1 protein-coding gene and 1 pseudogene are annotated in these 3,811 nt (G+C 67.2%); one reads left to right on the top strand and one right to left on the bottom strand.

Features of this window, described 5'->3' with window-relative positions; translation table 11 throughout:
- A pseudogene (locus MHN84_RS29490) lies at positions 1-1,548 on the bottom strand (hypothetical protein); the annotation flags it as partial.
- A gap of 993 nt (positions 1,549-2,541) precedes the next feature.
- Between MHN84_RS29490 and MHN84_RS29485 the strand changes: the two are divergent.
- Entirely contained in the window at positions 2,542-2,742 is a 201-nt protein-coding gene (locus tag MHN84_RS29485) for an antitoxin MazE-like protein (protein ID WP_308193004.1), read from the top strand.
- Positions 2,743-3,811: the final 1,069 nt, after the last annotated feature.

The following is a 3,811-nucleotide window of genomic DNA, read 5'->3' as shown; positions in this document are numbered from 1 at the left end:
GCCGCCCCTGCCGCCCTGGCCGCCGGCGCCGCCCTGGCCGCCGGAGCCGCTGGCGCCGGCCTGTCCGTCCGTGCGGATGACGAAGAACATTCCGCCCGTCCCGGCCGCGCCGCCGAGGGAACCTCCTGCGCCGCCGGAACCGCCGTTGCCGCCTCGGCCGCCGTCAGTGCCCGGGCCAGTGCTGGTGTCGGGGCCCCTGCGGCCCTGGCCGCCCTGGCCGCCGGTGCCGCCGGTGCCGCCGGCCCCGCCGTTGCCGCCGAGGCCCATGAGCATGCTGCCGTTGCCGCCGTTACCGCCGGCGCCGCCCTGGCCACCTGCCTGGCCGTTTCCGCCGTCGAGCTGGGAGGCCGAGCCATTGGTGCCGACGATGCCTGTCTGGCCGATACCTCCGTCACCGCCGTCGCCGCCGCGTCCGAGGAAGGACATCTTGCCTGCGTTGCCGCCGTTGCCGCCGTCGCCGCCACCTTCGCCTCCGGCGCCGCCGTCGCCGCCGTTGCCGCTCATCCTGCCGCCGCGGCCTCCGTGGCCGCCGTCGCCGCCGTGATCGGATCCGAAACCTTCATCGGGGCTGTCGCCGCCGCGGCCGCCGGTGCCGCCCATGGCGAACAGGGCGAGCAGTCCGGCGTCTCCGCCGTCGCCGCCCCGGCCGCCGTAGGTGGCCTTGCCGCCGGTGCCACCCGCGCCGGCGTAGCCGCTCATCGAGAAGGTGCCGGTGTCGCCGCCTCGGCCACCGGCACCTGCGGTCTGGCCGTTGAGGATTGCGTTGCCGCCGACACCGCCGGCTCCGCCGTCGCCACGGAGGAGGCCGCCCGTTCCTCCTGCGCCGCCCGCGCCGCCGGTCGAGGCCCCGGTCGACGTGCCGCCCGCACCGCCGTTTCCACCGTCACCGTTCGCGCCGGCGGAGCCGCCGCGCCCCCCGCGCGATCCGTCGACCGTCGTGGCGCCGTCTCCGCCCTCGCCGCCATTGCCGCGGATCCGGCCGCCGGCGCCGCCGTCACCGCCGTCGCCGCCGTTGACCCCTACGACTCCGTTGCCGCCTGCTCCGCCGTCGCCGTAGGCACCGGCGGACCCGCCATTGCCGCCGTTGTAGCCGGCGCCGCCGTCGCCGAAGAAGCCGCCTCGGCCACCGTCGCACGCAGAGACACCGGTGCAGGTCTCGGACGTCCACGAGTAGCCGTCGCCGACGATGAGGCCGCCGTTGGGACGCTCGGCCGTGCCGTCGCCGAAGAGGACGACCTTGGGCTGACGCGGTGTCGCTGCGGTCGCCGTGGATCGCCAGAAAGGAGCGGGGTCTGCCGCGCTGTCATCCGCGGACGAGTTCAGGGTGTTGCGTCGTTCCGCGCGGCGCTCAGCTGCGTCGGAGATGCGTTCTGCACGTTCCTGTTTCGCGGCAGTACGTCGGTCGGCCGCAGTGGTCGACGCGCGGTCACGCGTCGTTGCCGAAGCACCTGACGTCGCAGAAGAAGCGTGACTGTCCGAAGATGCCGAGGTGCCCTCGTCGGCATGGGCAGCCGCCTGGGGCACGGTCAAGAACAGGGCAGTACCCATGCCCGCAGATGCGACGCCCGTGAGCAACCACCTCCGAACGGCGAAGCTCTCTGACCGTCGGTGCGCCCCAGTGGTCCGCCTCGGAAGAGAAGAAAGATCGCCGTGGTCGGCAGTGTTCGGCGCAGCATCAACGGACATAAAGACCCCCGAAATCATCAGTGAGTGGACGCCGTTGCGCGTGACCGGTACCGGTCGACGACGATCGCGCGTCCCGAACGCGGTCGACTTTACGGTGGCGAAAATTTCTTGTCAGCAAATTTGCGAAGAAACGGTAGGGGACAATCCGATCCGCAACCTACTTTATTTTCGTGCAATTTGACGTGGGGTTCCGGTCCGCTGAGCTCTGCGGCAAAGCCGTTTACCACTGACGGCAGGACGTGCTCTCGGTTGCGGTCGAAGTGCAGGGTGTCGCCTTCTTCCGCGCGGCAGTCGGCCGCATCGGAGATGAGAGAGCCTCGCAGTGTGGAAGTGGCTCTTTGCGGCGTTTCGTGCCGCAGGCATGGGCACTGCGTTGTTCCTGACCGCAACTCGGGCGACGTCGGCGAGCTGCGACCTTGGCCTGTATTTGGGCTGCAAGGGGCCTCCAGACCGAATCGTCACGGCCCGCGCGTGCGGCCCTCTCAAGGACGGTGTTCGAGGACCGTGGCGGTGATCGCGACACACCGTTGCATCGAAGAGCTGGTGGCGCGGGCACCCACGGCTGTCGCCCCACGGTGGTGAGGTGCTGGCCCCGGAATTGTTGACCGGCTGAGTTACGCGCCGCCCGGTGCCGTGACGATCCGCGGTCTCGCGTCGCTCCGGAGTCGTACCGCAGAAAACTGAGTTCAGTGAGACGACCGTTTCGCACCGAGTCGCTCGGGCAGGTTCCACCAGTGGCGCGTCGAGTTACAGGACAACGCTTTTGGTGTAGCTCGCAGATCTGTTAGCTGCACCGGCCGATCTGACTGTCGGGCCGCCCAGACTCGGCGTTACATGTAACTTGGTGGAATTACGGTGGGCGACCGAGTCGGCGAGTACCGAAGGCGGATGCGGGAGCGGGGCCTGCGGCCGCTGCAGGTCTGGGTGCCCGACGTGCGCACTGAGAGTTTTGCCGCTGAAGCGCCTCGTCAGGCTTCGTTGGTCGCGCGAGCGGACGAAAGCTTCGATGAAGAGGACTTCATCGAGGCGATCTCGACGCCATGGGACGAGGAGTGAACAGGGGGAGATTTGGACCGTAGCGGTGGGTGCATACGCGACCAAACCGCGTCCCGCCGTGATCGTGCAGGATGACCTCTCGATGCCACGAGTTCAGTAACTGTTGCTCCGATGTCCAGCACGCTGTTGGACGCACCCTTGATGCGGATCCGGATAGCCGGCGGCGACGGCGGCTATCAGGACTTCATCACGACAGTGACGTGATGATCGACAAGCTCACAACCGTCAAAAGGTCCAACGTCCACTCGTGAGTGGGTCTGCTGACAGCGGAACAGGTGGTCGAGGTCGAGCGAGCGATGATGGCAATCCTCGGCCTTGCTTGATAATCGAGACTGTTGGTCCGCAAGGAAATACGACGCACTTCAATGGCAGCCCTGTGTATTCGAATACTGCATGATCCATCCGGTGTGAGCTCAGGTGGAGGCGGGGCTCGGCGTGGCGGCGAGCGAACCGAATTGAGCGCGGAGCTGGGATCGGGTGTACTGCCGGTGTCGTCGTGGTCGCTGGAACCAAAGTCGTTGGGGCGGAGTGCAATACGGCGCACTCTACTTGACATAATGTGGCTTATCGGTAGAAGTTCCCGGCGCCAGGCACAGATCGCGCCACCTGCATCGGACGTCAGTGTCCGATCCAAGCCCCGTTCAGGGCAATCCGGAAAGCCGATCTCAATCGGACGTCAACGTCACCTGCTCGAGAACGATCTGACAACGCTACCCAAGGTCTCCGCCGCACACCTGACGGCGCACGTGCGCCGACGCACTCATTGATCCCGGGACCACCCGGCAGCGCGCCGAACCGGACGATTATCGACCTACAACTACCCGACACCGGCGGACGCCCACGGCCTCGAGACCCCCGCCCCCAGGCCCAATTCGTCACTGTGACGTTATTCACTGGTCCGGCTACGGCGTCTTCTGACGCTCCCACGGTCGCGTACCCAGCTGTCCGTTCTCATTGATTCTGGGGCATTCTCATTGAATCTGGGGTAAGTGCGTGTCTTTCTCATTGAATCTGGGGCACGAGGCTTAGCGTTTATGTGTGCTGACGTCGGCTGTTTCGGCTGGGCCAG

The organism is Mycobacterium sp. PSTR-4-N (assembly GCF_022348085.1).
Classification (GTDB): Bacteria; Actinomycetota; Actinomycetes; order Mycobacteriales; family Mycobacteriaceae; genus Mycobacterium.
The sequence above is the reverse complement of the archived record's forward strand: the minus strand, read 5'-3'. Positions and strand labels throughout refer to the sequence as shown.